The sequence below is a fragment of the Streptomyces flaveus genome, from assembly GCF_014647675.1.
GTDB classification, from domain to species: domain Bacteria; phylum Actinomycetota; class Actinomycetes; order Streptomycetales; family Streptomycetaceae; genus Streptomyces; species Streptomyces flaveus.
Genome location: NZ_BMPQ01000021.1, coordinates 106,617 through 129,476 on the forward strand (window position 1 = coordinate 106,617; position 22,860 = coordinate 129,476).

The following is a 22,860-nucleotide window of genomic DNA, read 5'->3' on the forward strand; positions in this document are numbered from 1 at the left end:
ATGTTACGGGAATGTATAGCTGTCAAAGGGCTTCGTCAAGAGAGTGCGCAGAGATACGATCGCGCTCATGACTCACCCGAATCCCGCCGTGGCCCGGTCCGCGACGCTCGCCGAGATCGCCCGCGAGGCGGGAGTCTCGGCTCCGACTGTTTCGAAGGTGCTCAACGGCCGTGCCGATGTGGCCCCGGCGACCCGTAGTCGCGTCGAGGAGCTGCTGCGCCACCACGGTTATCGGCGGCGCCGGGCCGAGGCGTCCCGTTCGCCCTTGATCGACCTGGTCTTCCACGAGCTGGAGAGCGCCTGGGCGATGGAGGTCATCCGGGGCGTCGAGAACGTCGCGCGGGACGAGGGGCTGAGCGTGGTGCTCTCCGAGAGCGCGGGCCGCCTCACCCCGGGGCGTACCTGGGCCGACCAGGTCGCGGCCCGCCGGCCGCACGGCGTCGTGCTCGTGCTGAGCGGGCTCGACGAGTCCCAGCGGGCGCTGCTCACCAGCCGCTCCATCCCGTTCGTGGTGATGGACCCGGCCGGCGACCCCGGCGACGACGTGCCGTCCGTCGGCGCCACCAACTGGCAGGGCGGGCTTGCCGCGACCCGCCATCTCGTGGACCTCGGCCACCGGCGGATCGGGGTGATCAGCGGGCCCTCGCGGATGATGTGCAGCCGGGCGCGGCTCGACGGCTACCGGGCCGCGCTGGAGACGGCCGGACTGCCCGTCGACCCCTCGCTGATCCGCACCGGCGACTTCCACCACGAGGCCGGCTACCGCTGCGGGCTCGAACTGCTGAAGCTGCCCGACCGGCCGACGGCCGTCTTCGCGGGAAACGACCTCCAGGCACTCGGGCTGTACGAGGCCGCCCGTGAGCGGGGACTTCGCGTGCCCGAGGACCTCAGCATCGTCGGCTTCGACGACCTGCCGGTGGCCCGCTGGGTGGGCCCGCCGCTGACCACCGTCCGCCAGCCGCTCATGGAGATGGCCGAGGCGGCGGCCCGGCTCGTCCTCGACCTCGGACGCGGGGAACGGCCGACGACAGCGACGCGGGTGGAGTTGGCGACGAGTCTGGTGGTGCGGAGCAGTACGGAAGGCGTACCGAAAGTTTCGAAACTTCAGTAGAAAACCAACGAAATATGAGAGTTTCCTCAGTAAAAGTCGTCAGGGGTTTCCGCGCGTAACAATTCGGACTTACGTTCCTCTCTGTGAGCGGAGACGGCAGAGGCGGCGAAGGCGGGACTGAGGGTGAGAACAGCGACGGCGAGCGCGGCGGCACCGTCGACCGCGGTGCCGACGGTGTCGGAAGTGCCGACAAGGTCGGCAGGCGCTCACGGCTGCTCAAGGCCACGGGCATCGCGCTCGGTTGTGTACTCACCCTCTCGCTCGCCGGGGCGGCATGGGCGTACTGGCACCTGAACCACAACATCGACAGCGTCGACATCAACAGCGCACTCGGCGACGACCGCCCGGCGCGCGCCATGGTGACGCCGGACGGCGCCGCCTCTCCGCTGCCGAGCGGCGCCCTGAACATCCTGGTCCTCGGCTCGGACTCGCGCAGCGGCGAACGCAACGCCACGCTCGGCGGGGGCGGCGAGAGCTCCGGCGCCCGCTCCGACACGGCGATGGTCGTCCACATCGACGAGGGCCGTACGGGTGCGACGATCGTGAGCATCCCGCGCGACACGCTCGTCACGCGCCCGGCCTGCCCGCGGGAGTCGGGCGGTTCGACCTCGGTGGCGTACAACGCGATGTTCAACAGCGCGTACTCCGTGGGCGGTCCGGTCTGCGCGGTCAAGACGGTGGAATCCATGACGAACGTCCGCATGGACCACTACATAGAGATCGACTTCGCCGGTTTCGCGGACCTGGTGGACGCGCTGGGCGGCGTCACGGTGACGACGGACGAGGACATCTCCGACGAGGACAGCCATCTCGAACTGGAGGCGGGCACCCACCACCTCAACGGCAAGCAGGCCCTCGCCCTCGCCCGCACCCGCCACGGCATAGGAGACGGCAGCGACCTCGGCCGCATAGGCCTCCAGCAAACCCTGGTCAAGGCCCTGCTGGACCAGGTCTCCGCCACCGACCTCCTCACCAACCCCGCCAAGCTCTACAACGTCGCCGAAACCCTCACCGACAGCCTCACCACGGACACGGACCTGGACTCGCTCAGCGAGCTGATGAGCCTCGGCCAGAGCCTGAGCGGCTTGTCCTCGGCCGACACCAGAACAGTGACGATGCCGGTGGTCCCGGCCCCCTTCGACCGCAACCGGGTGGTCGCGGACGAGCCGGAGGCTGGGGAGCTGTGGGAGTCCCTGCGGTGACCTCCGTGGCAGTGGGCCTCCTGGACCTCCTGGCAGTGAACTCCCTGGCTGCCAAAGTCCGTTGAGGTACCGCCGCCTGTCGGGGAGAGTCTGCGGACATGGAGTTCTTCTGCTACCACCGCGACCGGCCCGACTCCCTCAAACTGCGCCATGAACTGCTGGAAGACCACTGGTCGTACATGGACGGATACGCGTCACAGCTGATCGCCCGCGGCCCAACCTTCGCCACCGACGGCGAAACACCCACCGGCAGCGTCCACATCGTCGACCTGCCGGACCCCGCCGCCGCCCGCGCCTTCGCCTTCGACGAGCCCAACTACCAGGCGGGCGCGTACCGGGACGTACTGCTGCGCCGGTGGCGCAACCTGCTGGGCCGCACCATGTGGGACTTCCCCGGTGACCGGACAGGCGGCAACCGCTACCTGGTGCTCGGCCTCGGCTCGGGCCAGGCCGCCGACCTCGAAGTCCCGCCCGACCAGGACGAGTTGATCGCGTACGGGCCCCTGCTGTCCGACGACGGCGCCACATGGCTGGGTACGGCAGCACTGGTCCGAGCTCCGGACCTGGACGCGGCACGCGCCGTCCTGACCCAGGACCAGTATGCCGATATCGAGTTCCACGACTGGGAGTTCGGCGGGCGGCGGTAACTCGGGGCTCGAAGCTCAACTCGATCGATGACGCCCCCGAATTGACCGTCTCCGCCTCTGCGGGGGCGAAGTTCGGCGGGCACGTCGAGGCTTGAGCTTCGGGAGTCGGGATTCGAGACTCTTTTGCAAGGAATGGGTGGGTTGGTTCACCCCGCCCTCCCTCCCCTGTGGCTGTGTGCGGAGGGCCCAAGGGGCGCTCGGGCCAGGGGAGATGACTTTTTGCGATCGAGTCGCGACGGAGTGTGGCAAGCGTGTAGCGTGCGCGGAAAGTAATGACCCCCGTGGGTGTTGGAGCACCGCGCGGGGGTCTGACCAACGAATCGAAACGAGCCCTTCGATCCATGGCTACCGCCCAGCTTAGTGCTGCCCCGCGCCCCTCCGCCCACCCCATGGCCAATCCGGGGTACGGAAAGAAGTCGGCGCCCGACCAAGAGCCCCGTACCGGACGGGACTTCGATCATCTGCCCGCTCGCGAGGCCTCGATCGCGACGTACCTGGACCGGCTCGACGACGAGTCCGACATCTCCATCAAGACGCTGGCCAAACACCTCCCACACGGCCAGTGCGCCATCGGCACCGCCCTCAACAACCTCTCCGCAGCAGGGCACTTGCGCCGCGTACGCCGTCCGGTCACCGTCGACGGCTGCCCGCGCTGGGTGTGGCACACCTTCTTCTCGCGTACCGCGCGCGACGATGCCTGGTGGGACTCCTTCCTCGCCGGGAAGGCACCGGTCACCGAGCCCTCGCGGGTGGCACGGTCGATCGCGTACGACGTACTCGCCCGGCTCGGCCGCAACGACGCCCGGCTGACGCTCTCGGCCGCCGAGTGCGGGGCGCTGGAGGAGCACGCGGCCGAGTGGTTCGCGCGGGGTGCGGGGGAGGCGCAGCTCGTGCAGGCGGTGTCCGCCGGGCTCCCCGAACGGGTCGAGCACGCCTACGGCTTCGTACGCGCCCGGCTCCTTGCCAAGCTTCCGCCCGAACAGCATCAGCCCAGGCAGCCGCGTTACGAGATGGTCTGCACGGCGTGCGGCGAGCCGGGGTCGTCAGGCGGGCTGCGGGGCGGGTTGTGCGGAGGCTGCTGGGGAGAGCGGCCCGGCCTTGAGGCCGACCGGGTTCACGACCACGCGGAGCGGCTGCGTGCCGCCCTGCGCACAGGGACACGTACAGAGAAAGGAGCAAGCGCATGACGATCGTGCAGCACAGCCCACCCGAACTCGGGGCAGGATGGAGGGGAGGAGGCGACGCTATGACCCCCAGCACTGCTGATCACCAGCCCCAGATGCTCGTCGAGGAATTCGAGGAGCTCGCCCGGAACGCACCCGAGCTTGTGCGACTGGAGTTCATCAACGGAAAGGTCGTGGTCAAGCCCGTGCCGGACGGCAACCACAGCGAGATCGTCGCTTGGCTCACGAAAGTGTGCATGCAGCATCGTCCGGATCTCATGCTGTACGCGGAGCGGGAACTCAAGATCGAGAAGTACCGCAAGGGGCGAGCCAAAGCGGACGGGGTTCTGGCTCCCGATAGACACTTCGTCGGAACTGGCGAGTGGGCCGAGCCGGACGGCGTCCTGATGACCGTCGAGGTCACCTCCCGCGACCGGGACGCGAACCAGCGCGACCGAATCGACAAGCCGTACGGCTACGCGGCCGCGGGAATCCCCATCTACCTTCTCGTTGACCGGGATGCGAACAGCGTCGTCGTGCACGCGGACCCGGACCCGGCAAAGGGGAAGTACGACTCGGTCACCAGCCGAGCCTTCGGCGTCGCGATCGACTTGCCGGAACCCGTCGGCTTCACCCTGGAGACCGACGCGCTCAAGGAGTTCGCCTACTGACTTCTCGCGGGAGGTCGAGGACCGGGAGCCGGACACCGGCTCCCGGCTTGGCCCTGCGGCCCCGTGGGTGTCTGATGGTGTGGCGTGAGAGCAGAGTCGACAGACCAGCCACCGGGCCAGCCGACAGACCCGGCGGGCCCCGCCGGTGAAGAGGGCACCGACGGCGCCACCAAGCGCACCATCGAAACCGTCTTCCGCATCGAGTCCCCCCGCATCATCGCCGGCGTAGCCCGCATCGTGCGCGACGTCGGTATCGCCGAGGAACTCGCGCAGGACGCCCTGGTCGCCGCCCTGGAACAGTGGCCGCGCGACGGCGTCCCGGACAACCCCGGGGCCTGGCTCACGGCCACGGCCAAGCACCGTGCGATCGATCTCGTACGGCGGCGGGAACGGTACGCCCGCAAGCTGGCGGAGATGGGCCGCGACCTGGAGACGTCCGCGCCACACGGCCACGTCGACGAACCGTCCGACCCCGACGACATCGACGACGACCTGCTGCGGCTGGTCTTCACCGCCTGCCACCCGGTCCTGTCCGCCGAGGCTCGCGTCGCCCTCACCCTGCGCCTGCTCGGCGGCCTGACCACCACCGAGATCGCCCGCGCCTACCTCGTCCCCGAGACGACCATCGCCCAGCGCATCGTCCGCGCCAAGCGGACACTCGCCGCGAAAGGGGTCGCCTTCGAGGTGCCGTACGGGCCGGAGCGCGAGGCCCGGCTCGGGTCCGTGCTCGAGGTCATCTACCTGATCTTCAACGAGGGGTACGCGGCCACCGCCGGCGACGACTGGCTGCGCCCGGCGCTCTGCGAGGACGCGCTCCGGCTCGCCCGCGTACTGGCCGAGTTGATGCCGAAGGAACCCGAAGTGCACGGCCTGGCCGCGCTGTTGGAGCTCCAGGCGTCCCGGTCGGCCGCGCGTACCGGACCGTCGGGCGAGCCGGTCCTCCTCAAGGACCAAAGCCGGGCCCGCTGGAACCGCATGCTGATCCGTCGCGGTTTCGCCGCTCTCGCCCGCGCCGAGTCGGTCGCCACGGGTGGCGGTCCGGGGCCGTACGTCCTCCAAGCCGCCATCGCCGCGTGCCACGCCCACGCATACACGTACGAGGAGACCGACTGGAGCCGGATCGCCACGCTGTACGGCCTCCTCGCCGCCCGAACCCCGTCCCCCGTCGTCGAGTTGAACCGCGCGGTCGCCGTCTCCATGGCCGAGGGCCCCGAACCGGCCCTCGCCATCGTCGACGCCCTGGCCGCCGAACCCGCCCTGCGCGACTACCACTTGCTCCCCAGCGTGCGCGGCGACCTGCTGGCCCGCCTGGGCCGTACGGCCGAAGCGCGGACCGAGTTCGAGCGCGCGGCGGCGCTCACGCGCAACGAGCGGGAGCGAGGGCTGTTGCTGGCCCGCGCCGAGGAAGCCCGCGGGGACCGGGGCGCGCGCTGAGGACATGCGGGCCCTGCGTCCCCATGCCCCGAACGCCCCACCCACCGAGACCCCACCCCGCCCCCATGTCACGGTGGCTCTACGTGTTGGCATCCCCGGACACCGGAGCTCCGCCATGGCTGATCTGCAGGACGAGCTGCGTGCCGCCGTCGAGATGGGCGGGCTGGACCGACCGGACAGACAGCCGGTCAAGGAGCCGGAGTTCGTGACCGACGCGGGCGGCGAGGCCCCGGAGGTGAACGGCGATGTCCTGCGCCGGACGCACGCCCTCCTCGCCGCCCACCCCGTCGCCGACGGGTACAACGGGCTGCCGCAGGCGCTGCGGCAGCTGCCCTGGTACGACCTGGAGCTCGGCGAGGGCGCGATCGACACGGACGTGCCCCGGCTGCGGGAAGGCCGCGTGGGAGCGATGTTCTGGTCGCTGCGGCTGCCCGAGGGGCTCGCCGAGGAGCAGGCGGTCGGCGCGACGCTGGACCTGCTCGATCTGGTGCAGACGGTGGTACGGGAGTATCCGGAGAGCCTGCGGATGGCGTACAACGCGGCGCAGACCATCGACGCCAGGAACTGCGGGCGCGTCGCCGTGCTGCTCGGGCCCGCGGAGGCCGGCGCGCTGGGCGACTCGCTCGGCATCCTGCGCGCGCTGCACGCCCTCGGCCTGCGCGTTCTCACCCTGACCGGCACGTCCTGGGCGGGCGGCGGCAACGGGCTGACCCGGTTCGGCGAGGAGGTCGTACGCGAGATGAACCGCATCGGCGTACTCGCGGACCTGTCCGGCGCCTGCGACCCGACCGTGCGCCGCGTCCTCACCGTCTCCAGGGCCCCCGTCCTGTGCACCCGCTCCGCGGCCCGCGCCCTGCGCCCCCACCCGGCCAACCTCCCCGACGACCTGCTCACCCGGCTGGGCGCGACCAAGGGCCTCTGCCTGGTACCGCTGACGGCGGAACAGACGGGTCCTTCGGTACGGGACGTCGCGGACCACCTCGACCACGTACGCGCGCTCGCGGGCCCGGAGTGCGTCGGCCTCTCGGGTACGTACGACTCCGGCGCCGCCCACCCGCAGGACCTGCCCGACGCCTCGGGCTATCCGCACCTCATCGCCGAACTCCTGCACCGCGGCTGGTCCGAACCCGACCTGTCCCTGCTCACCTGGGGCAACGTCCAACGCGTACTGCGCGCCGCGGACTTCACGGCCAAGGCCGCGCAACAGCGCCGCGGACCGTCCACGGCGAGCATCGCCCAGCTCGACGGTTAGCGCCGCTGAGTCCCTCAGCAGGCGCAGAGGCAGAACGGGTGGCCGGCCGGGTCCGCGTACACCCGGAAGCCACGCGTCCGGTCCTCCGCGTCGAGCACCTTCGCGCCCAGCGCGAGAACCTCCTTCTCCGCCGCGTCCATGTCGTCGACGGTCAGGTCCAGATGGAACTGCTGCGAAGCGTCGGGCGCCGGCCACTTCGGCGGTACGTGTCCGGGGGCGGCCTGGAACGCCAGAGTCTGCCCTCCGGGCACGTGCAGGTCGACCCAGCCGTCGTCCTCCTCGAGGTCACCACCCAGCACCCCGGCGTAGAACTCGGCGAGGGCGCGCGGGTCGGGACAGTCCAGGACGACGGCACCCAGCTTGGCGAGAGCCATGACTTCCTCCTTGGTTACCTCTAAGAGGCCTCAACGAGTAACGGTTACTGCATGCTCCCGCATAAGAGGTAACGTCGCAACCATGAATGACCGAGCGCCCGCTCCCGGCGGCCTGGCCCTCGTCGAGTCCCTGGTGAACACCCTGGACATCGAGACGGGTGCCGACTCCCTGGACACGGCCGAGGGGCGCGCGGCGCTGGACCTGACGGAGGCGGGCCTGGCGTCGGCGCGCGAGCTGCGCGAGTCCCTGCGCGCCGCCTGTCTGGCCCACGCGGGCCACCCTCCGCACCGCACGGTGACCCCCCTGGGCGAGCTGCTGGCCCAGGCACCGCTGCTGATCACGGTCGACGAACGAGACGGCTCCGCCTCCCTCGCCCCCGCCCGCCCCGCCCTCCTCGCCTCCCGCGTGGCCGCCGCGATCGCCGAGGCCGTCACCGCCGGCACCTGGCTCCGCCTCAAGGCCTGCGAGGCCCCGACCTGCCGCTGGGCGTACTACGACCGCAGCCCGGCGGGGCGAGGGCGCTGGTGCAGCATGTCGGTCTGCGGGGCGAGGGCGAAGATGCGCCGCTACCGAGCGAGCGCGAAGGAATCACGGGATTCACGGTGAAGGACGCGCGCGAGGACTTGTGACACCGTCGGCCAAAGGCCGCAGACCAAACTGCCGAACAGGCCCTAAGCCGTCGGACGACCCATCGCCCGGTACGTCCAGCCCGCCGCCCGCCACACCGCCGGGTCCAGCGCGTTGCGCCCGTCCAGCACAAGCCGTCGTGACACGGCCTCACCCAGCACCGCCGGATCCAGCTCCCGGAACTCACTCCACTCGGTGAGATGCAGGACGACATCGGCACCCTGTACGGCCTCGATCGCGGAATCGGCGTACCCGAGCGTCGGAAAGAGCCGCCGCGCGTTCACCATCCCCTTCGGGTCGTACACCGTGACCTGCCCGCCCTGAAGATGGATCTGCCCCGCGACATTCAGCGCCGGCGAATCCCGTACGTCGTCCGAGTCCGGCTTGAACGTGGCGCCCAGCACCGCGACCCGCTTCCCCAGGAACGAGCCGCCGCCCAGCGCCTGACGCGTCAGCTCCACCATCTGCCCGCGCTGCCGCATGTTGATGGAGTCGATCTCGCGCAGGAAGGTCAGCGCCTGATCGGCCCCCAACTCGCCCGCCCGCGCCATGAACGCCCGGATGTCCTTCGGCAGACACCCGCCACCGAAACCGATCCCCGCCCGCAGGAACTTCTTCCCGATCCGGTCGTCGTACCCGATCGCCTCCGCCAGCTTGGCGACGTCACCGTCCGAGGCCTCGCACATCTCGGCCATGGCGTTGATGAACGAGATCTTGGTGGCGAGGAAGGAGTTCGCCGAGGTCTTCACCAGCTCGGCGGTCGGGAAGTCCGTCACCACGAAGGGCGTGCCGTCGGCCAGCGGCGTCGCGTACACCTCGCGCAGCAGCTTCTCGGCGCGCTCGCTGCGCACACCGGCGACGATCCGGTCGGGGTGCAGCGTGTCCTTGACGGCGAAGCCCTCGCGCAGGAACTCGGGGTTCCAGGCCAGTTCGGCGTCCTCGCCGGCGGGTGCGAGTCCGGCCAGCGTACGGGCGAGCCGGTCCGCGGAGCCGACGGGCACCGTCGACTTGCCGACGACCAGGGCGGGGCCCTTGAGATGCGGGGCGAGCGAGGTGAAGGCGGCGTCGACGTACGACATGTCACAGGCGTACTCGCCATGCTTCTGCGGCGTGTTCACGCAGACGAAGTGGACGTCCCCGAACTCCGCGACCTCGGCCCAGTCCATCGTGAAGCGCAGCCGCCCGCTGGCCCCCTCGATCCCGGCGACATGCTTGCGCAGCAGCTCCTCGAGGCCGGGTTCGTAGATCGGGACCTCGCCCCGCTGGAGCATCTCGATCTTCTCGGGAACGACATCGAGGCCGAGCACCTCGAAGCCGAGCTCGGCCATGGCCGCGGCGTGCGTGGCGCCGAGATAGCCGGTGCCGATCACGGTGATCTTCAGGGCCATGGGTGCTCCAGTAGGTGGCGGGTGGGGTGCGCTGCCTGAGCATAGTCGGGGGTGTCTTGCCGCTCATCGGGCAACTCTGTGTTGCCGTCCCGTGTTGCCGTTCCTGGTCTGTTCGTCCCTTCCCGCTGTCGCCAAGCTCACGTATCACTAGCGTGGACGGGCGCATAAAATTTGAGTTACTTAACGGTAGTTAGCGTCTTTGGAGCGTGAGATACCTTGGCCGGATCGGCTGACTTCGACCTGTACCGCCCGTCCGAGGAGCACGACATGCTCCGCGATACGATCCGCGCCCTCGCGGAGGCGAAGATCGCGCCGTACGCCGCCGCGGTGGACGAGGAGTCCCGTTTCCCGCAGGAGGCCCTGGACGCCCTCGTCGCCTCCGACCTGCACGCCGTCCACGTACCGGAGAGCTACGGCGGCGCGGGCGCGGACGCGCTGGCCACGGTGATCGTGATCGAGGAGGTGGCCCGCGTCTGCGCCTCCTCCTCCCTGATACCGGCCGTGAACAAGCTGGGCTCGCTCCCCGTGATCCTCTCCGGCTCGGAGGACCTCAAGAAGAAGTACCTGGGCCCGCTGGCCGCCGGCGACGGGATGTTCTCGTACTGCCTCTCCGAGCCGGACGCGGGCTCGGACGCGGCGGGAATGAAGACGAAGGCGGTGCGGGACGGCGACTCGTACGTCCTCAACGGCGTGAAGCGCTGGATCACGAACGCGGGGGTGTCGGAGTACTACACGGTCATGGCCGTGACCGACCCCACGAAGCGCTCGAAGGGCATCTCGGCCTTCGTGGTCGAGAAGTCCGACCCCGGGGTCTCCTTCGGCGCACCGGAGAAGAAGCTCGGCATCAAGGGCTCACCGACGCGCGAGGTGTACCTGGACAACGTCCGCATCCCCGCCGACCGCATGATCGGCGACGAGGGCACGGGCTTCGCCACCGCTATGAAGACCCTGGACCACACCCGCATCACGATCGCCGCCCAGGCCCTCGGCATCGCCCAGGGTGCGCTGGACTACGCCAAGGGCTATGTCCAGGAGCGCAAGCAGTTCGGCAAGGCGATCGCCGACTTCCAGGGCATTCAGTTCATGCTCGCCGACATGGCCATGAAGATCGAGGCCGCACGTCAGCTGACGTACGCGGCTGCCGCCAAGTCCGAGCGCGGTGACGCGGATCTGACGTTCCAGGGGGCGGCGGCGAAGTGCTTCGCGTCGGACGTGGCGATGGAGGTCACCGTCGATGCGGTGCAACTGCTGGGCGGGTACGGCTACACCCGGGACTACCCGGTGGAGCGCATGATGCGGGACGCCAAGATCACGCAGCTGTATGAGGGGACCAACCAGATCCAGCGGATCGTGATGGCACGCAACCTGCCGTAATCACTGGTGAGTTGACCGTCGAAGGGCGCCCACCTACTGGGCGCCCTTCACTCTTTCCGGTTAATAGAGACATGGAACATGGCATGAGGCGTGTTTCGTATCTTAGTGTTCTGACGTGGCCGGGGGCTTCCCGGCACACGGCGGCCGTCGTATGCCGCGCTACTTTCGACTTGTGACCAAAGCATCGTCAGGTGGGGAACTGCCCGAAGGGTGGCGTCTGGACGGGGACCGACTCGTCCACGAGGCCGAGTTGCATGGCTGGAAGCTGACCGTCGTGAGCTTCCTCGATGCGCCATGGGACGGCCCGACAAGCCTCTGCATCGAACCACCTGATGATCCAGACGTCACGGTCGGGACGGATGGCATCACGGCGGAGCTCATGCGATCGATCTCCCTCGCGGAGATCCGCAGGACGGCGAAGGAGCTGCGGGCGCGTCTGGGGCACTCAGCTGGCGAGACCGCCGTTGCGGCGGTGCTTCACCGGGTTGAGACAGAGCGGGAATACGCCCTGATGGCACGTGAGTACGTGCACTTGGTGCAGCAGGGGTACCGCAGCCCCATCACGCGACTGGCGTCTGCGTGGGGGCTGAGTCGGAACACCATCAGCGGCCGCGTGCGGCGGGCGCGTGCCATGGGCTTCCTCGACGGGCCGCCGGGTAAACCCGCGGACCGCCTGACCGACAAGGCCAGGCGGCATCTGGAGGGGGACGATGCACGTGACTCGGAACGGGGCCGGATCGGCGGACGGTGAGCCGCTCGTGGTGGTCTTTGAGCGATGGGCCACTACGAGAGGGGTGGAGAACAGCAGCGTCAAGCAGTATCGGACGATGCTGGACAGGACAGTGGCGCCGTTCTTCGGAGCCGACGGCATCAGGGCCGTTACCTCGTCTCAGATCGAGAAGTGGGTGGAGTGGATGGTCCACTCACGCGGCTACAAGCCCGCCACCATCCGATTCCGCTTCAACATCCTCAGGGGAGTGTTCAGTTGGGCCATGGAGCAAGAGTTGGCCGACACCAACCCGTGCAAGCCAGTGGCTCTCCCCGTCAGCAGCGCTCGGACATACAGGGACCAACGCGCGGAGGTCCACATTCCGAGCACGGAGACCGTACTTGCTGTCATCGCGGCTGCCCCGGAGCGGTACCAGGAGATGCTGTGGCTGATGGCGGGCTGTGGGCTGCGGCTCGGCGAGTCCATGGGGCTCGGCCGTGACCGCATCTCCTTCTCCCACCGGCTGGTCACCGTCGACCGGCAAGTCGCCTGCGACCGGGACACCGGATCGGGACGGTACGGCAGCATGCGGCTGCGTCACGTCAAATGGCGTGAGGACGGGGAGCGCGGCCGTCGCGTCCCGCTGCCCGATGTGGTGGCATTGGCCCTACGCCGTCACCTCAGGGACTATGCCACCTGGGGTGAAGAGGAACTGCTGTTCAGCAACGTGACAGGCACAGGACTGCTTTACACGTACTACTGGTACGGCAGGATCTGGCGTCCCACTCTCGCCGCAGCCGGCGTCGACTATTTCAAGCCGCACAGTCTCAGGCACTTCTATGCTGCGTCCCTGCTGAGCCAGGGGGTATCGATCACCGAGGTCTCGGCTTGGCTGGGCCACACGTCGGTGAGCTTCACCGAGCGGTACTACTCGGCCCTGATGCCGGACGCACCTGACCGCGCGCGGCTTGCGATCGACGGAGCCTTGGGGGCTGGCGACCAAGGCGCTGCCACCCGTGGAATGCCCGGACTCCGCGGAGTGGCGTCCGCGTAGCGAGCCCGTGTGAGCTGCCGAGCTGCCAGATTGTTCAGGGCATGCTCGGCAGCCACGGCCTGGGCCAGTTGATCATCTGTTGGTCATCGCTTGTCGTGGCGGATCCGATCGCCGCCCGGTTGCGGGACGGCCATGCGCTGACGGTGACGGAGATTGCGCTCGCGGTCCTCGACGCCGGGGCGCCTCGGAGAAACGAGGGGAAGGGTCAGTCATCGCTGGGTGATGGCATGACTGGGCAGGTGGTATCCGTGTTGGGCAGTTTGCCCTCGATCAGGTAGCGGTTGACCGTGTCGTCGATGCACTTGTTCTGGGGGGCGAAGAGTCCCGCGTAGACGGTGTGGCGGAAGGCGCCGCGCAGGGTGACAAGGCGGGAGCCGGCCAAGGCCCGGTGCGCGACCTGCTGGCCCGGGTAGACGGCCGCCGGGTCGCCGGTCGCACCCACCATCAGGACCGGGACAGCGTTGTGGACCTTCGTGGGAGGTTCCGCCGGAGCGGTCGGCCAGAATGAGCAGGGGCTGATGTTGCGGGTCAGCGGTCCGAACAGCGGCTCGTCCGCCCGGTGGGCCTGGATGTCCCGGTAGTAGGTCTCGGGATCGCGGGACACGGCCCGGTCCGCGCACTGGATCGCCGTCTGGACGCTGAACGTTCCGTCCGCATCCGTAGAGGTGGACAGATCGGTCAGGGCCTCATCCAGGGCCTTGGGGGGTGTGACCTCGATACCACGAGCGGCGTCGCTCAAGACCCGGACGTCGGCCGCATAGTCGGCGTATACCTCCTCGCTGTCCCCACCAGTGACGCTCCACAGGATCTGGGAGAGCAGTCGGCTGTCGACCTTGTGGCTGCCCACGCGCAACGGGCCGCGGGTGGCGGCCTGGTTGATCCGGTCCATGGTGGCCATGACCTCGGCGGTAGTGGCGCCCAGGTGGTAGCGGTCGTGGTGGCCGGCCGCCCAGGCTGCCCAATTCCGCAGAGTCGCGTTCACGGCCGGGCCCTGCGTGGATGACAGGTCGGGGCCGAAGAGGTCGGGGTTCAAGGCGCTGTCGAGAACGATCCTGTCGGCGCGGCGGGGGAACATCTGCAGGTAGACCTCGCCCAGGTAGGTGCCGTACGACGAGCCGATGTAGGACAGTTTCGACTCGCCGAGGGCTGCCCGGATCACGTCCATGTCCCGGGCCGTGTTGCGGGTGGACGCGTGGGGCAGCACATCCCGGTGGCCGGCGCAGCGGGCCGCCAGGTCTTTGGAGAGTGCCACGCTCCGGTTGAAGGTGCGCCGGTCAGGTCCGGCGGAGCCGATGCTGACGGTGGGCCACTTGCAGTTCAGGGGGGTACTGCGCCCGACGAACCGGGGGTCCATCCCGATCAGGTCGTACCGGGCCGCGATCGTGGGCTCGGCCTGCTTGACCATCAGCGCGAGGTACGTCGCCGGAACTCCGGGGCCGCCGGGGTTGTACAGGAGCGTCCCCCTCCGGTGTTTGGGATCGGTGGCCTTCAGCCGGGACATCGCGACCTTGATGGTCGGTCCGTCCGGGTGGCTGTAGTCCAACGGCACGGTGACCTCGGCGCACTGGGCCTTCGCGTCGTCCAGTTCCTTGCCGATCGCGTCGTCCGGGCCAGTCCGGCAGCGGTGCCATTCGACCTTCTGCTGCTGGAACCGGTTCAGCCCGTCATCCGGAGCATGGCTGCCCCCCTTCGTCCGGGCCGGACCGGCACCCGCTTGCACAGCGATCACTGCGCTGCCCGCCAGGGCCACCGCGGCACCGGCCATGGCCATCCTTCGTCGACGCATCGATACTCCTCTTCACATGATCTTGGACACGGCAGCTGGTCACGGCGCATCGGCGACGTCCACGACCCGTCGGGATCACGGGCCGCACCACCCAGTGCTCGAAGCTAGGCCGCACGGTCAGCCCGGCGCGTCAGCTCCCGGTCCGGTTCCCCGGCCCTGCGTGGTCTCCGTGTGCTTCGGAGGGCGGTCAACCGTTCAGCAGGCAGCTGACCAGCGGTTTCTCCCGGACTTGGCCGCTCCGAGCGAGCGGCGACCGGGAAGCCTGTGTACGACTGCGGGTTGACGTGGTCGGTCCGACTCGGCCCGCGTCGCTACACCTGTGGGCGTAGAGCGTTCCACCTGGGGATGTAGTTCCTCTGCGGTGGTGTCAACTCGTGGGCTCAAGCCCTTGCGGGGCCCGGAGACCTAGCGTGGCGGCGAGTTGACCGGCCCCCTGCGGACGAGGATGACCCGATGATCAAAGCCCGAGCACTCACCAAGCGTTACGGGAAGAAGACCGCTGTGGCGGATCTCAGTTTCACCGTCCGGCCCGGCCTCGTTACCGGATTCCTCGGGCCGAACGGCGCCGGCAAGTCCACCACGATGCGGATGATCCTGGGCCTGGACGTTCCCACTTCCGGCCAGGTCACTGTCAATGGGAAGCCCTACGCCGCGCACCGCGCGCCGTTGCGTGAGGTCGGGGCCATGCTGGAGGCCCGTTCCACGCACACCGGCCGGTCTGCGGTCAACCACCTGCGGGCGCTGGCTGTTACTGCGGGCATCGCCCGTAGCCGGGTCGAGGAAGTCATCGGCATCGTGGGGCTACGGCAGGTGGCCAGGAAACGGGCCGGCGGCTTCTCCCTCGGCATGGGCCAGCGGCTCGGCATCGCCGGTGCGCTGCTCGGCGACCCAGCCACGATCATCCTGGACGAGCCGGTGAACGGCCTGGATCCGGAGGGCATCCTGTGGATCCGCAACCTGCTCAAGGCGCTGGCTGCCGAAGGCCGTACAGTTCTGGTCTCCTCCCATCTGATGAGCGAGATGGCACTGACCGCCGAGCACCTCATCGTGATCGGGCGCGGTCGGCTGATCGCCGACACCTCGGTCGAGGAGTTCACGCGCAGCGCGTCGCGCAATTCGGTGTCGGTACGAACTGACGAGCCCTGGCGGCTGCGTCCGCTGTTGGCCGGGCGGGGCGTGAACGTGGCGTCGGACGAGCACGGCACGCTGCAGGTCGCCGGCCTCAGTAGCGAGCGGATCGGCCGGATCGCCGCCGACAACCGGATCGCCCTCAGTGAACTGACGCCACACCAGGCGTCCCTGGAAGAAGCGTTCATGGAACTCACCCGCGAGGCCGTCGAGTACCCGACCCCTCATCCGCCCCAGGCCAACGCCGAAGGATGTGTGGCATGAGTACGGAAACCATCCGCCCTCCCCGGGCCGCGCGTGGCCGTGTCACCCAGGCCCGTGTGCTGCACTCCGAGTGGATCAAGATCCACACGCTGCGCTCGACATTCTTCACGCTGGCGTTCGCGGTGGGGGCTGTACTCGCATTCGGCCCCCTGGTCTCGTTCTTCACCGACGGGAAGGGGCACGGTTTCCAACCGGCCGAATGGAGCCTGGGGGGCTACATCTTCGCGCAGCTCGCCGTCGGAGTTCTCGGGGTCCTGGTCGTCACCGGGGAGTACGCGACCGGCATGATCCGGCCGACGCTCACGGCAGTCCCTTCCCGGCTGCCGGTGCTGTGGGCCAAGGCCGCCGTGTATGCGGCGGTGATCTGGGTCCTGATGACCGCCGCGTCCCTGACCGCCTTCCTGCTCAGCCAGGCGATCCTGTCCTCCAGGGGTGTGCCGAGCACCTCCCTGAGCGCCCCCGGGGTCACCCGCGTGGTCTTCGGCACCGCCTTGTACCTGACCGTCCTTGCGGTCCTGAGCGTGGGGATTGGAGCGCTGTTGCGCAATACGGCGGCTGGCATCAGTACCGTCCTGGGCCTGGTGCTGGTCCTGCCGATCCTCACCCAGACGCTCCCCACCGCCGTAGCGGACAACGTCTTTCCGTACCTGCCGAGTAGCGCCGGGCGGACGCTTGCCATCCTCCATCAGGAGTCGACTATGTTGGCGCCAGGGACGGGGTTGACGGTGTTCTGTCTGTATGCGGCGGTAGTCCTCGCCGCAGCCGCGGTGGCACTCAAACGACGGGACGCGTAGTGAAAGGGGTGGCGGTGGCCGTGACGGCGGCACCGACGGCGGATTCCCGCTCCGGAAACGGGGTGCCATTCCCGGGCGCCGTCCACCAGCACCAGCACGGCGCCGTGCCCCGGCTCGCCGGCCGACAGTGGCCGGGCAGCTCTTGAGGGACGCCGCTTTCGCTTCCGCGCGCTCAGCGCGGCCGGTACAAGTGCTGCTGCGGGCCCAACTCCCACCCGTCGCGTTCGACGCGTTGCTGGTGTCTCTGCTCTTCGTCATGAGTGTCGGCCCCGGGCAGGATCTCAAGGCCCGCCCGGAATCCCTGATCCTTCCGGTGGCCCTGCTCCTCCCCCTGGTGTGGCGGCGCCGAGCACCCCTCGCGGTGTTCGGCGCGGTTGCTGCCGCTGCCTTCGTCCAGTGGCTCGTAGGCGTTCAGCCGGTGTTGGCCGATGTGGCGCTGCTGGTCGCTCTGTACACGGTGGCCGTGCGCTCCGCCTGGCAGCACATGCTGCTGGCCGGAGCCGTCCTCGAAGGCGGCATCCTGCTGGCCTCTGTTCGCTGGGGACCCGAGGGCCGCTTCCTCGTCCCCGTCCTCTTCCTGACCGCTCTGGCCACCACCGTCGCCGTCACCGGTACGAACATCAGGATCAGACGTGTCTACCTCGCGTCCCTGGAGGATCGCGCGGTACGCCTGGAGCGTGAACGCGACCAACAAGCCCAGCTCGCCGTGGCCGAAGAGCGGGCCCGTATCGCCCGCGAGATGCACGACATCGTCACCCACAACCTGTCCGCCATGGTCGCGCTCGCCGACGCCGCGGTCTTCGCACAGTTCCGCTCACCCGGCAAAGCGACCGGCGCCATGCAGCAGATCTCCGACACCGGGCGGCAGGCCCTCACGGACATGCGGCGCTCCCTCGGCGTCCTGCGCGCCGACGAACCGGACGCGCAGCGCCACCCTTTGCCCGGCATCGCACAGTTGCAGTCCCTCGTCGACCAGATGGGCGCAGCCGGGCTGCCGACCAGCCTCGGCCTGGAAGGCGACCCCGACCCGGTCTCCACCACCGCACAACTCACCGTCTACCGGGTGGTACAGGAAGCCTTGACCAACACTCTCAAGCACGCACCACCCGGCACCCGCGCCGACGTGCAGGTGCGCTTCTCCCCTAGAGCCGTCGCCATCGAGGTCACCGATGACGGCAACACCACGCGAGCCCCTGGTCCGTCAGCCGGGCACGGGATTGCAGGCATGCGCGAGCGCGCGGCCGCCTACGGCGGGAACCTCCAGGCCGGCCCCCTCCCGGGCGGTGGCTGGCGAGTTTCGGCTCACATCACCCTCGCCGCAGCCGAGGACGATGCCTCATGACGATCCGTGTCCTGCTCGTCGACGACGAATCACTGCTCCGTATGGCGTTCACCATGATCCTTGAGGCCCAACCGGACATGGAACCCGTCGGAGAGGCCGGCGACGGCGCCGATGCCATCCGGCTCGCAAGGAAACTGCGCCCCGATGTCGTTCTGATGGACGTACGCATGCCCGGAACCGACGGCATCGAAGCAACTCGCCGGATCATCAAGGATTCCCCGCCGACCCGGGTGCTCATCCTCACCACGTTCGACCTCGATGAATACGCCTTCGCCGCTCTCAAGGCCGGCGCATCCGGCTTCCTCCTCAAGAACGCCCGGCCCGACGAACTGCTCACCGCGATCTGCAGCGTCGCCGCGGGCGATGCGGTGGTCTCCCCTCGGATCACCCGCCGCCTGCTGGAGAACTTCGCCGACCAACTCCCCGCCGACGGCGGCACCGAGCTGGACGAGCGAGTGCAACGGCTCACCACCCGCGAGCGTGAAGTGCTCATCCAGGTCGGCCGCGGCCTGTCAAACACCGAGATCGCCGCCCGTCTGTACCTCGCGGAAGCCACCGTTAAGACACACCTGAGCCGGATCCTGATGAAGCTGGAACTGCGCGATCGTGTCCAGGCCGTCGTCTTCGCCTACGAGACCCGCCTCATCCGCCCGGCGTGAGGGCGTTCGGCCTGCCGTCATTGCGGTGCCCCCAGAAATCGGATCAGGCTGACGCTGAATCAGGTAGCAGCGGTTCGTGACTCACAGCCCAAAGCATTGACCTCCTCCTCCACGTCGGCGTCCTGAACCGTCGTCCAGCATGGCGGACTCACGGTCAGCGCCGCAGGCGCATCAACCCAGCTCACCCGAGTGAGTGCCCCGGAGGAGTCACCGTCCGTGACTTGAGGGTGGCGCGGGCGATCTGATGCCCGCGCCCCAGGCATACGTGGAGGCCCGCCTCAGCCGCCCACATACTCAGCCAGGTGCTCCCCCGTAAGCGTCGACCGCGCCGCGACCAGGTCGGCTGGCGTTCCCTCGAAGACGACCCGCCCGCCGTCGTGGCCGGCGCCCGGGCCCAGGTCGATGATCCAGTCGGCGTGGGCCATGACCGCCTGGTGGTGCTCGATGACGATGACCGACTTGCCGGAGTCGACGAGGCGGTCGAGGAGGCCGAGGAGTTGTTCGACGTCGGCGAGGTGGAGGCCGGTGGTGGGTTCGTCGAGGATGTAGGTGCCGCCCTTCTCGGACATGTGGGTGGCCAGCTTGAGGCGCTGGCGTTCGCCGCCGGACAGGGTGGTGAGGGGCTGGCCGAGGGTGATGTAGCCGAGCCCGACGTCGGCGAGGCGGTCGAGGATCTTGTGCGCGGCGGGCGTACGGGCCTCGCCGGCGCCGAAGAACTCCTCGGCCTCGGTCACCGACATCGCGAGCACCTCGCTGATGTCGCGCCCGCCGAGGCGGTACTCGAGGACCGAGGCCTGGAACCGCTTCCCCTCGCACTCCTCGCAGGGGGTGGCGACGGTGGCCATCACGCCCAGCTCGGTGTAGATGACGCCGGCGCCGTTGCACGTGGGGCAGGCGCCCTCGGAGTTGGAGCTGAACAGGGCCGGCTTCACGCCGTTGGCCTTCGCGAAGGCCTTGCGGATCGGGTCGAGCAGTCCGGTGTATGTCGCCGGGTTGCTGCGGCGTGAGCCCTTGATCGCGCCCTGGTCGATCGACACCACGCCCGCGCCGGCCGGGATCGACCCGTGTACGAGCGAGCTCTTGCCGGAGCCGGCGACGCCGGTCACGACGGTCAGTACGCCGAGCGGGATGTCGACGTCGACGTTCTGGAGGTTGTTCGCGGTGGCGCCGCGGATCTCCAGCGCGCCGGTGGGCTTGCGTACCGTCTCCTTGAGCGTGGCCCGGTCGTCGAGATGGCGGCCGGTGATGGTGTCGCCGGCTCGCAGCCCCTCGACGGTGCCCTCGAAGCAGACGGTGCCGCCTCCCGTGCCGGCGCCGGGACCGAGGTCGACTACGTGGTCGGCGATCGCGATGGTCTCCGGCTTGTGCTCCACGACGAGCACCGTGTTGCCCTTGTCGCGCAGCCGCAGCAGCAGGTTGTTCATGCGCTGGATGTCGTGCGGGTGCAGGCCGATGGTGGGCTCGTCGAAGACGTACGTGACGTCCGTGAGCGAGGAGCCGAGGTGGCGGATCATCTTCGTACGCTGTGCCTCGCCGCCCGACAGCGTGCCCGAGGGCCGGTCGAGCGAGAGGTAGCCGAGGCCGATCTCCACGAACGAGTCGAGGGTGTGCCGCAGCGTGCCGAGCAGCGGTGCCACCGATGGCTCGTCGAGGCCGCCCACCCACTTGGCCAGGTCGCTGATCTGCATCGCGCAGGCGTCGGCGATGCTGATCCCCTTGATCTTCGACGACCGGGCCGCCTCGCTGAGCCGTGTGCCGCCGCACTCGGGGCAGGCGGTGAAGGTGACCGCCCGGTCCACGAAGGCCCGGATGTGCGGCTGCATCGCCTCCCGGTCCTTGGCCAGCATCGACTTCTGCAGCTTCGTGATCAGGCCTTCGTACGTCAGGTTGATGCCTTCGACCTTGATCTTGGTCGGCTCCTTGTAGAGCAGGTCGTGCAGCTCGCGCTCGGTGAACTCGCGGATCGGCTTGTCCGGGTCGAAGAAGCCGCAGCCGCTGTAGATACGGCCGTACCAGCCGTCGGCGCTGTAGCCGGGAACGGTGAACGGGCCTTCGTTGAGCGACTTGCTGTCGTCGTACATCGCGGTCAGGTCGAAGTCGGTGACCCGGCCCGTGCCCTCGCAGTTCGGGCACATGCCGCCGGTGATCGAGAAGCTCCGCCGCTCCACGGTCTTGCCATGACTGCCCTCGATCGTGACCGCGCCCTTCCCGCTGATCGAGGCGACGTTGAAGGAGAAGGCCTGGGGCGAGCCGATGTGCGGCTTCCCGAGTCGGCTGAACAGGATGCGCAGCAGGGCGTTGGCGTCGGTGGCGGTGCCGACCGTGGAGCGGGAGTTGGCGCCCATCCGCTCCTGGTCGACGATGATCGCGGTGGTGAGCCCTTCGAGTACGTCGACGTCGGGCCGGGCCAGGTTCGGCATGAAGCCCTGCAGGAAGGCGCTGTACGTCTCGTTGATCATCCGTTGCGACTCGGCGGCGATCGTGGCGAACACCAGCGAGCTCTTGCCCGAGCCGGAGACGCCGGTGAACACCGTCAGCCGGCGCTTGGGGAGCTCGACGCTGACGTCCTTGAGGTTGTTCTCGCGCGCGCCGTGCACGCGGATCAGATCGTGGCTGTCGGCGACGTGCGGTGCAGACGACTGCGCGCCCGTGCTTGGGGCCCTGTTCATCGTGACTCCGTGTTCTGTTGAGGGGGCTTCTGCTGGGCGGGGCCGCCTGCGCGGTCTCCGTGGGTGTCGCCCGGCTCGATCTGATCGGCTTTCCGGCAGTACGTCTGGTTCTACTTCGTCGGCGCGGTGCACGGCAACGGATCGCCGCAAACCGGCCAGCGGCCGTCGCGGATCAGCAACGGACGGCTCATTTCAGCTCGTTGATGCGGATCATGTTGCCCGCGGGATCGAGGAGGGAGTAGTTCCATGGACGTCAGGCTAGGAGCGGCCTTGTGGCCCGCGCTTCTCCGTTCCTGACCGGTCCGGTCGTCCTGCATGGGAAACTGACCGCGTGAAACGGCAGGAGCTCGACGACCTCGTCCGGCTGCGGCGCGCCCGCGACCGCATGGACCGCGACTACGCCGAGCCGCTCGACGTCCCGGCGCTGGCGCGCGAGGCCCTGATGTCGGCGGGCCACTTCTCCCGCAGCTTCCGCGCCGCCTACGGGGAGACGCCGTACAGCTACCTGATGACCCGCCGCATCGAGCGGGCCAAGGCGCTGCTGCGGCGCGGCGACCTCACGGTGACCGAGGTCTGCTTCGCGGTCGGCTGTACTTCGCTGGGGTCGTTCAGCTCGCGCTTCAGCGAGCTGGTCGGCGAGAGCCCGAGCGCCTACCGGGCCCGTAATCACGACGACGGCGCCGACATCCCGGCCTGCATCGCCAAGATCCACACACGACCGGTCAGGAATGGAGAAGCACCTCCAGCCGCCCGGTCGTAGCGTGAACGGCATGGACATCAAACTTTCCTCGTGCTTCATCGCCGTCGACGACCACGACAAGGCGATCGCCTTCTACCGCGACGTACTCGGCCTCGAGGTACGCAATGACGTCGGCTTCGAGGGGATGCGCTGGGTGACCGTCGGCTCGCCCACCCAGCCGGACGTGAACATCGTCCTGGAACCGCCCGCCGCCGACCCGAGCACCTCACCGGCCGACAAACAGGCCCTGGCGGAACTGATGGCCAAGGGCCTGCTGCGCGGCGTCATCTTCGTGACGGACGACGTGGACGCCGCCTTCGAGCGCATCAGCGGCGCGGGCGCCGAGGTGCTGCAGGAGCCGATGGACCAGCCGTACGGCGTCCGCGACTGCGCGTTCCGCGACCCCGCCGGCAACATGCTGCGTTTCAACCAGCCCCGCAAGGAGTGATTTCGCGGGGAAGTGGGCTCTTGG

Annotated in this window: 21 protein-coding genes; 17 read left to right on the forward strand and 4 right to left on the reverse strand. The window is 69.0% G+C overall.

The genetic code is table 11. The annotated features are described in order from the left end of the window. Nucleotides 1-67: 67 nt before the first annotated feature. The 7 genes from IEZ21_RS32160 (at nt 68) to IEZ21_RS32190 (ending at nt 7,480) form a co-directional block, all read left to right on the forward strand. On the forward strand, nt 68-1,111 hold the full coding sequence (locus IEZ21_RS32160; RefSeq protein ID WP_189325345.1) for a LacI family DNA-binding transcriptional regulator: 1,044 nt from the start codon (nt 68-70) through the stop codon (nt 1,109-1,111). Nucleotides 1,112-1,194: 83 nt separating this feature from the next. Further along, nucleotides 1,195-2,313, forward strand: coding sequence for an LCP family protein (locus IEZ21_RS32165; RefSeq protein WP_189325346.1), 1,119 nt, complete (start codon nt 1,195-1,197; stop codon nt 2,311-2,313). Between the two features lie 98 nt (nt 2,314-2,411). Beyond that, a complete protein-coding gene (locus IEZ21_RS32170) occupies nt 2,412-2,960 on the forward strand; it encodes a YciI family protein (protein ID WP_189325347.1) in 549 nt (182 codons plus the stop codon). Between the two features lie 341 nt (nt 2,961-3,301). Next, a complete protein-coding gene (locus tag IEZ21_RS32175; protein ID WP_189325348.1) occupies nt 3,302-4,147 on the forward strand; it encodes a hypothetical protein in 846 nt (281 codons plus the stop codon). 59 nt (nt 4,148-4,206) lie between these two features. Beyond that, nucleotides 4,207-4,794, forward strand: coding sequence for a Uma2 family endonuclease (locus tag IEZ21_RS32180; protein ID WP_189325349.1), 588 nt, complete (start codon nt 4,207-4,209; stop codon nt 4,792-4,794). 84 nt (nt 4,795-4,878) lie between these two features. Continuing rightward, nucleotides 4,879-6,228 (forward strand): RNA polymerase sigma factor, encoded by a 1,350-nt coding sequence (locus IEZ21_RS32185; protein ID WP_189325350.1) that lies wholly within the window; start codon nt 4,879-4,881, stop codon nt 6,226-6,228. A 115-nt stretch (nt 6,229-6,343) separates the two neighbouring features. Continuing rightward, on the forward strand, nt 6,344-7,480 hold the full coding sequence (locus IEZ21_RS32190; protein WP_189325351.1) for a dipeptidase: 1,137 nt from the start codon (nt 6,344-6,346) through the stop codon (nt 7,478-7,480). Nucleotides 7,481-7,494: 14 nt separating this feature from the next. On the opposite strand, the gene IEZ21_RS32195 is transcribed toward IEZ21_RS32190, so the two are convergent. Next, nucleotides 7,495-7,854, reverse strand: a complete 360-nt coding sequence (locus tag IEZ21_RS32195) for a VOC family protein (protein WP_189325352.1) — start codon at nt 7,852-7,854, stop codon at nt 7,495-7,497. 82 nt (nt 7,855-7,936) lie between these two features. On the opposite strand from IEZ21_RS32195, the gene IEZ21_RS32200 reads away from it, so the two are divergent. Further along, the gene (locus IEZ21_RS32200) at nt 7,937-8,461 is read left to right on the forward strand and encodes a CGNR zinc finger domain-containing protein (protein WP_189325353.1); all 525 of its coding nucleotides are present in this window, start codon (nt 7,937-7,939) and stop codon (nt 8,459-8,461) included. Nucleotides 8,462-8,526: 65 nt separating this feature from the next. Here the strand turns inward: IEZ21_RS32200 and IEZ21_RS32205 are convergent, their stop codons facing one another. Beyond that, a complete protein-coding gene (locus tag IEZ21_RS32205; RefSeq protein ID WP_189325354.1) occupies nt 8,527-9,870 on the reverse strand; it encodes a UDP-glucose dehydrogenase family protein in 1,344 nt (447 codons plus the stop codon). A 216-nt stretch (nt 9,871-10,086) separates the two neighbouring features. On the opposite strand from IEZ21_RS32205, the gene IEZ21_RS32210 reads away from it, so the two are divergent. The 3 genes from IEZ21_RS32210 (at nt 10,087) to IEZ21_RS32220 (ending at nt 13,007) form a co-directional block, all read left to right on the forward strand. Next, the gene (locus IEZ21_RS32210) at nt 10,087-11,244 is read left to right on the forward strand and encodes an acyl-CoA dehydrogenase family protein (RefSeq protein ID WP_189325355.1); all 1,158 of its coding nucleotides are present in this window, start codon (nt 10,087-10,089) and stop codon (nt 11,242-11,244) included. Nucleotides 11,245-11,395: 151 nt separating this feature from the next. Continuing rightward, on the forward strand, nt 11,396-11,995 hold the full coding sequence (locus IEZ21_RS32215) for a hypothetical protein (protein WP_189325356.1): 600 nt from the start codon (nt 11,396-11,398) through the stop codon (nt 11,993-11,995). A gap of 76 nt (nt 11,996-12,071) precedes the next feature. Next, nucleotides 12,072-13,007: a tyrosine-type recombinase/integrase gene (locus IEZ21_RS32220; RefSeq protein WP_189325357.1), complete on the forward strand. Its 936-nt coding sequence runs from the start codon at nt 12,072-12,074 to the stop codon at nt 13,005-13,007. A gap of 205 nt (nt 13,008-13,212) precedes the next feature. On the opposite strand, the gene IEZ21_RS32225 is transcribed toward IEZ21_RS32220, so the two are convergent. Continuing rightward, on the reverse strand, nt 13,213-14,793 hold the full coding sequence (locus IEZ21_RS32225; RefSeq protein WP_189325358.1) for an alpha/beta hydrolase: 1,581 nt from the start codon (nt 14,791-14,793) through the stop codon (nt 13,213-13,215). Between the two features lie 453 nt (nt 14,794-15,246). On the opposite strand from IEZ21_RS32225, the gene IEZ21_RS32230 reads away from it, so the two are divergent. The 4 genes from IEZ21_RS32230 (at nt 15,247) to IEZ21_RS32245 (ending at nt 18,980) form a co-directional block, all read left to right on the forward strand. Then, a complete protein-coding gene (locus IEZ21_RS32230; RefSeq protein WP_189325359.1) occupies nt 15,247-16,185 on the forward strand; it encodes an ATP-binding cassette domain-containing protein in 939 nt (312 codons plus the stop codon). After that, a complete protein-coding gene (locus tag IEZ21_RS32235; protein WP_189325360.1) occupies nt 16,182-16,979 on the forward strand; it encodes an ABC transporter permease subunit in 798 nt (265 codons plus the stop codon). Before IEZ21_RS32230 ends, IEZ21_RS32235 begins: the two co-directional genes overlap by 4 nt. Nucleotides 16,980-17,169: 190 nt before the next feature. Beyond that, a complete protein-coding gene (locus IEZ21_RS32240) occupies nt 17,170-18,321 on the forward strand; it encodes a sensor histidine kinase (RefSeq protein WP_444544982.1) in 1,152 nt (383 codons plus the stop codon). Continuing rightward, nucleotides 18,318-18,980 (forward strand): response regulator, encoded by a 663-nt coding sequence (locus IEZ21_RS32245; RefSeq protein WP_189325362.1) that lies wholly within the window; start codon nt 18,318-18,320, stop codon nt 18,978-18,980. Before IEZ21_RS32240 ends, IEZ21_RS32245 begins: the two co-directional genes overlap by 4 nt. Nucleotides 18,981-19,258: 278 nt before the next feature. On the opposite strand, the gene IEZ21_RS32250 is transcribed toward IEZ21_RS32245, so the two are convergent. After that, nucleotides 19,259-21,649 (reverse strand): ATP-binding cassette domain-containing protein, encoded by a 2,391-nt coding sequence (locus IEZ21_RS32250; protein ID WP_189325363.1) that lies wholly within the window; start codon nt 21,647-21,649, stop codon nt 19,259-19,261. Nucleotides 21,650-22,034: 385 nt separating this feature from the next. On the opposite strand from IEZ21_RS32250, the gene IEZ21_RS32255 reads away from it, so the two are divergent. Together IEZ21_RS32255 and IEZ21_RS32260 are read left to right on the forward strand one after the other, a co-directional pair. After that, nucleotides 22,035-22,409, forward strand: a complete 375-nt coding sequence (locus tag IEZ21_RS32255; protein WP_211270931.1) for a helix-turn-helix transcriptional regulator — start codon at nt 22,035-22,037, stop codon at nt 22,407-22,409. A gap of 10 nt (nt 22,410-22,419) precedes the next feature. After that, the gene (locus IEZ21_RS32260; RefSeq protein WP_033326715.1) at nt 22,420-22,836 is read left to right on the forward strand and encodes a VOC family protein; all 417 of its coding nucleotides are present in this window, start codon (nt 22,420-22,422) and stop codon (nt 22,834-22,836) included. The last annotated feature ends 24 nt before the right edge of the window (nt 22,837-22,860 follow it).

Coding starts and splice junctions, on each gene's coding strand:
- IEZ21_RS32250 (WP_189325363.1), bottom strand. CDS start 21,649: ATGAACAGGGCCCCAAGCACGGGCGCGCAGTCGTCTGCACCGCACGTC.
- IEZ21_RS32160 (WP_189325345.1), top strand. CDS start 68: ATGACTCACCCGAATCCCGCCGTGGCCCGGTCCGCGACGCTCGCCGAG.
- IEZ21_RS32190 (WP_189325351.1), top strand. CDS start 6,344: ATGGCTGATCTGCAGGACGAGCTGCGTGCCGCCGTCGAGATGGGCGGG.
- IEZ21_RS32245 (WP_189325362.1), top strand. CDS start 18,318: ATGACGATCCGTGTCCTGCTCGTCGACGACGAATCACTGCTCCGTATG.
- IEZ21_RS32260 (WP_033326715.1), top strand. CDS start 22,420: ATGGACATCAAACTTTCCTCGTGCTTCATCGCCGTCGACGACCACGAC.
- IEZ21_RS32225 (WP_189325358.1), bottom strand. CDS start 14,793: ATGCGTCGACGAAGGATGGCCATGGCCGGTGCCGCGGTGGCCCTGGCG.
- IEZ21_RS32205 (WP_189325354.1), bottom strand. CDS start 9,870: ATGGCCCTGAAGATCACCGTGATCGGCACCGGCTATCTCGGCGCCACG.
- IEZ21_RS32215 (WP_189325356.1), top strand. CDS start 11,396: ATGCCGCGCTACTTTCGACTTGTGACCAAAGCATCGTCAGGTGGGGAA.
- IEZ21_RS32170 (WP_189325347.1), top strand. CDS start 2,412: ATGGAGTTCTTCTGCTACCACCGCGACCGGCCCGACTCCCTCAAACTG.
- IEZ21_RS32255 (WP_211270931.1), top strand. CDS start 22,035: ATGGACCGCGACTACGCCGAGCCGCTCGACGTCCCGGCGCTGGCGCGC.
- IEZ21_RS32230 (WP_189325359.1), top strand. CDS start 15,247: ATGATCAAAGCCCGAGCACTCACCAAGCGTTACGGGAAGAAGACCGCT.
- IEZ21_RS32180 (WP_189325349.1), top strand. CDS start 4,207: ATGACCCCCAGCACTGCTGATCACCAGCCCCAGATGCTCGTCGAGGAA.
- IEZ21_RS32195 (WP_189325352.1), bottom strand. CDS start 7,854: ATGGCTCTCGCCAAGCTGGGTGCCGTCGTCCTGGACTGTCCCGACCCG.
- IEZ21_RS32235 (WP_189325360.1), top strand. CDS start 16,182: ATGAGTACGGAAACCATCCGCCCTCCCCGGGCCGCGCGTGGCCGTGTC.
- IEZ21_RS32200 (WP_189325353.1), top strand. CDS start 7,937: ATGAATGACCGAGCGCCCGCTCCCGGCGGCCTGGCCCTCGTCGAGTCC.
- IEZ21_RS32220 (WP_189325357.1), top strand. CDS start 12,072: ATGCTGGACAGGACAGTGGCGCCGTTCTTCGGAGCCGACGGCATCAGG.
- IEZ21_RS32175 (WP_189325348.1), top strand. CDS start 3,302: ATGGCTACCGCCCAGCTTAGTGCTGCCCCGCGCCCCTCCGCCCACCCC.